The 4,647-nt window shown below is 72.5% G+C and carries 4 protein-coding genes and 1 pseudogene; 2 read left to right on the forward strand and 3 right to left on the reverse strand.

What is annotated here, in order from left to right:
* Both FV223_RS20635 and FV223_RS20640 read right to left on the reverse strand, forming a co-directional pair.
* Positions 1 to 776, reverse strand: a pseudogene (locus tag FV223_RS20635) (hypothetical protein); the annotation flags it as partial.
* A gap of 201 nt (positions 777 to 977) precedes the next feature.
* Entirely contained in the window at positions 978 to 1,304 is a 327-nt protein-coding gene (locus FV223_RS20640; RefSeq protein ID WP_147728759.1) for an iron-sulfur cluster assembly accessory protein, read from the reverse strand.
* 163 nt (positions 1,305 to 1,467) lie between these two features.
* On the opposite strand from FV223_RS20640, the gene FV223_RS20645 reads away from it, so the two are divergent.
* Positions 1,468 to 2,715: a deoxyguanosinetriphosphate triphosphohydrolase gene (locus FV223_RS20645; RefSeq protein ID WP_243937517.1), complete on the forward strand. Its 1,248-nt coding sequence runs from the start codon at positions 1,468 to 1,470 to the stop codon at positions 2,713 to 2,715.
* A gap of 76 nt (positions 2,716 to 2,791) precedes the next feature.
* Here FV223_RS20645 and FV223_RS20650 read toward each other — a convergent pair whose 3' ends face one another.
* A complete protein-coding gene (locus tag FV223_RS20650; protein ID WP_147728761.1) occupies positions 2,792 to 3,256 on the reverse strand; it encodes a hypothetical protein in 465 nt (154 codons plus the stop codon).
* A gap of 293 nt (positions 3,257 to 3,549) precedes the next feature.
* Between FV223_RS20650 and FV223_RS20655 the strand changes: the two genes are divergently transcribed.
* A partial coding sequence (locus FV223_RS20655) for an MFS transporter (protein ID WP_147728762.1) occupies positions 3,550 to 4,647 on the forward strand: 1,098 nt, incomplete at its 3' end.

Consider the following 4,647-nt stretch of genomic DNA (forward strand, 5'->3'; position numbering starts at 1 on the left):
GCCAGGTCGGCGGCGGTTCCCGCGAGCTTGCCGCGCTCGGCCGCCGTCATCTCCGGGTCGACGGCCTCGAGCCCGCGGGCGAGCCCGGCCATCGCGCCGTTCCAGCCGCCGGGGACCTGGCGTCCGCCGAAATCGCGGCCCTCGAGCCCGGCGATCCGAATCGTGACGCCCGAGGCTTCCGTGTAGGTCACGTCCGAGGCCTGGATCGCGGCGTAGATCCGCTGGACCGGCCCCTTGCCGTCGCCGGATTCCGACGAGAGCCGGACGAGCGCGGCGAGGTCGAGATCGCTGGCGACGATGCGGCCGTAGGTGCCCGACCCCGGGTGCGCGCCGGTGACGGAGACCCCGGCGCCGGCCATGGTCAGCTCGGCGATGCGGCCGGCGCGCACGTCGCGCGCCGCGACCTCGCGATAGGTCACGGTCTGCAGCGATCCGCCCGGGCCGGGATGTTCGGAGACGAGGACCGGGATCGAGATGCTCGCCGCCTCCAGGCGTGCGAGGCGGGGCGCCCAGGGCTCGGGCGAATCCGCCTTGAGGATCGCCGTCAGGTCGTCGCGCGAGAGACGCGTGCCGCTGACCGTGATCCGCGCCGCCTTGAACACCGTGTCGCCGAGCGGCAACGCGACGTCGACCAGCACGACGTCCTGGACCGCCGAGGCCGCCTCCTGCGCCGCCGCAGGCCGGCCCGTCGTCCCGACGCCGAGGACGAGACCGGCACAGAGGCAGAGGCGGGCCGCCCGGATCAGGCTGGCGCGGACCGTTCGGTGACTGATCATCGTGTGCGGACCGCTGACGAATGTTCTATCCGAGGAGACGGCGCTGTCGTCCCGCATTTCGCCGCGCGAGGCAATCGGTGCGCCACGTCGCGACTCACGCTTGTCGGCGCCTGTCGTTCCGGCACCACGATGCCGGCGACTGCAACCAGCCCCGACACCACCCTCGGGGCCGCACGGGACAGCGCCGCGCCCCTCGAAAGATCAGAGCGAGAACGAGGTGCCGCAGCCGCAGGACGAGGTCGCCTGCGGGTTCTCGATCTTGAAGGACTGCCCGATCAGGTCGTTCACGAAATCGATCGTGGATCCGGCCATGTACTCGAGCGACACCGGGTCGACGACCACGGTGGCGCCGTCGCGCTCGATCGTGACGTCCTGCGCCTCCTGGTCGCGGGTGATGTCGAAGGCGTAGGAGAAGCCGGAGCAGCCGCCGCCGTTCACGCTGACGCGAAGCAGCGCGCCCGGGGGCTCGGCACCCATGATCTCGTTGATGCGCTTGGCGGCGCGGGGGGTCAGGGTGATCTCGGCCATCGGGAGAGCCATCGGCGCTGTTGTCGGGTCCGGGCGCGGCGGGCGATTGCCCGGCGCGTGATCGATCCAAGATATGGGGTACGACGGCGCGCCGCAACGCGTGCCGCGTCGAACTGCGAGGGAACCATGCCGGCAGCACATCACGAACCGGGCGGGAGGCCGCGTGCGCGCCAACGGTGAGCGCTGGCGCGCGGCCTACGCCACCGACCCGGGCGCGACCCGCGGACGGCTGATCCCCGAGCCGGCCTCGCCGACGCGGAGCGATTTCCAGCGCGACCGCGACCGGGTGGTGCACTCGACCGCCTTCCGACGGCTGAAGCACAAGACCCAGGTCTTCGTGCATCACGAGGGCGACCATTACCGCACCCGGCTGACCCATACCCTCGAGGTCAGCCAGATCGCCCGGGCGCTCGCCCGCGCACTGGGCCTCGACGAGGACCTGGCCGAGGCGCTCGCGCTCAGTCACGACCTCGGCCACACCTGCTTCGGCCATACCGGCGAGGACGCGCTCGATGCCTGCATGGCCGAGCATGGCGGCTTCGACCACAACGCGCAGGCGCTGCGCATCGTGACCCGGCTGGAGCGGCGCTACGCCGGCTTCGACGGGCTGAACCTCGCCTGGGAGACGCTGGAGGGCCTGGTCAAGCACAACGGCCCGCTGCTCGAGCCGGACGGTCGCCCGACCCCGCGCTACGCGCGCACGGGCATCGCGGCGGCGATCCTCGAATACGACGCGCTGCACCCCCTGGAACTGGCGCACCATGCCGGGCCGGAGGCGCAGGCGGCGGCGCTCGCCGACGACATCGCCTACGACAGCCACGACCTCGACGACGGCCTGCGCGCCGGATTGTTCGATCTCGCCGACCTTGAAGCGGTGCCGTTCCTGCGCGGATTGCTCGACGAGATCGCCGCCCTGCATCCCGGGCTGGAGGTGTCGCGCACCATCCACGAGCTCGCCCGGCGGGTGATCACGCGCTTCGTCGAGGACGTGATCGCGGAAAGCCGGCGCCGCCTGGACGTGCTCGCACCGCGCGACGTCGCCGCGATCCGTAGGGCGCAGGCTCCGGTGATCGCGTTCTCGGAGGAGATCGCGGCCGCCGACGCCGACATCAAGCGCTTCCTCTACGCGCGGATGTACCGCCATCCGGAGGTGATGGCGGTGCGGGCGAAGGCGAACGCCATCGTCGCGGACCTGTTCTCGGCGTTCTCGGCCGATCCGACGCGGATGCCGGTGGAATGGAGCGAGGGCTTGTCCGGCGCACCGGCCGGCCGCATCGCCCGGCGCATCGCCGACTACATCGCCGGCATGACCGACACCTACGCGGTGCTCGCCCACCGGCGGCTCTACGCGTCGACGCCCGACCTCCACTGGAGCCCGCCGAGCCGCGGATTGCCCCTGACCGAGCCGTAGGGCAGGGCGCCGCACCGGGGCGGACGCGACGGAGGAGCCGCCAAGCGCCCGCCGTCGCGTTCGTCACCCGGCCCGATCAGTAGCCCGCGCAGGTGCAGCCGCTGCCGTAGCCGTAGGATGCGGGCGCATAACCGCCATAGCCGCCATACCCGCCGCCGTAGGCGGGCGCGTAGCCGCCGTAGCCGTAACCACCGCCGTAGCCATATCCGCCGCCGTAGCCGTAGCTGCTGCCGTAATCGTACCCGCCGTAGCCGCCGGCCAGCGCGCCGGCGGCGAGCCCGACACCCAATCCGATCCCAGCGCCGGCGAGGCCGTAGCCGATCCCCCGGCCATAGCCGCCGCGGTAGCCGCCGTAACCGCCCCGGTATCCGGCAAGACCGCCGCGGTATCCGCCGTAGCCGCCGCGCGCTCCGACGAAGCCGGCGCTGCGGAAACCGCCATGCGCGCCGTAGCCGCCGCCGTACGGGCGCGCTTCCGCGCCGGCGGGAAGCAGGATCAGGGCGGCACCGAGGGCCGTTCCCGCCAGGATGAGGGCCTTCATCACGTCGTCTCCACCGAAACCGAGGGGCGCTTCGGCAGGATCGCCAGGCGCAACGGCCTCGATGGTAGGCGCTCCGGCACCGCCCGGCGGGCGTCAGTGTACGCACCCCGCCGGTTATCCCAGGTCGATCGCGCGATGACGCACCCGACGGTTGAGACCCGTTCGTGGAACAAGGCTGCATCCCATTGCCCGCCGGTCCGCAACCGAGGGCGATCCGCCATGTTGGGGCATACCGCACCGCACAAAAGGTATCGGCGCCCGCGCCTTCGCCCCCGTGCCAACGGAGCCCATGCATGGTCTCGCTGCCGATTCTCGCCCTCGCCGTCGCCTCCTTCGGGATCGGCACCACGGAATTCGTGATCATGGGCCTGCTGCCGGAGGTGGCGCAGAGCTTCGGCGTCACCATCCCGCAGGCCGGCTACCTGGTCTCGGGCTACGCGATGGGCGTGGTGATCGGCGCGCCGCTGGTCGCCATCGCCACCGCCGGCCTGCCGCGCAAGACCGCGCTGCTCGCGCTGATGGCGGTGTTCCTGGCCGGCAACGTCGCCTGCGCCGTCGCGCCCACCTACGCGACGCTGATGCTCGCCCGCATCGCCACCGCCTTCGCCCACGGCGCCTTCTTCGGCATCGGCGCGATCGTGGCGCGCGATCTCGTCCCGCGGGAGAAGCGGACCCAGGCGGTGTCGCTGATGTTCGCCGGGCTGACGCTGGCCAACGTGCTCGGCGTGCCGCTCGGCACCGCGCTGGGGCAGGCGGCGGGCTGGCGCGCCACCTTCTGGGCGGTGGTGGCGATCGGCGTCGCGGCGGGCCTGGCGATCCATCTGTTCGTGCCGGCCGGGCTCCCCGGCTCGCGCGGCGGGCTGGCCCGGGAGTTCCGGGCGCTCGGGCGCTGGCCGGTGCTGCGGCCGATGCTGGTCTCGACCCTGTCCTCGGTGAGCTTCTTCACGGTGTTCACCTACATCACGCCGCTCCTGATGGGGGTGACCGGGCTCAGCGCCCGCGGCGTCACCGGCGCGCTGTTCGTCGCCGGCATCGGCCTCACCGCCGGCAACCTGATCGGCGGCCGCCTCGCCGACGGGAATCTCACCGCCACGGTGATCGGCAGCTTCCTCGGCCTCATCGCCGTCCTCGCCCTGCTGGCGGGCGTCGCCCACTTCGAGATCGCGATGCTGACGGCGCTGGTGGTCTGGAGCGGGCTCGCCTTCGCCCTGGTCTCGCCGTTGCAGATCTGGGTGGTGGAGGCGGCCAGCGATGCCCCGAACCTCGCCTCCACCCTGAACCAGGGCGCGTTCAACCTCGGCAACGCCACCGGCGCCTGGCTCGGCGGCGTCGCGCTGACCGCGGGCGTCGGCTACGGCCAGCTGCCGCTGATCGCGGCCGCGGTGTCGGCC

Source organism: Methylobacterium sp. WL116, assembly GCF_008039455.1.
Lineage (GTDB): Bacteria > Pseudomonadota > Alphaproteobacteria > Rhizobiales > Beijerinckiaceae > Methylobacterium.

Excerpts from the sequence above, each read along its gene's own strand:
- FV223_RS20650 (WP_147728761.1), bottom strand. The coding sequence starts at position 3,256 with ATGAAGGCCCTCATCCTGGCGGGAACGGCCCTCGGTGCCGCCCTGATC.
- FV223_RS20640 (WP_147728759.1), bottom strand. The coding sequence starts at position 1,304 with ATGGCCGAGATCACCCTGACCCCCCGCGCCGCCAAGCGCATCAACGAG.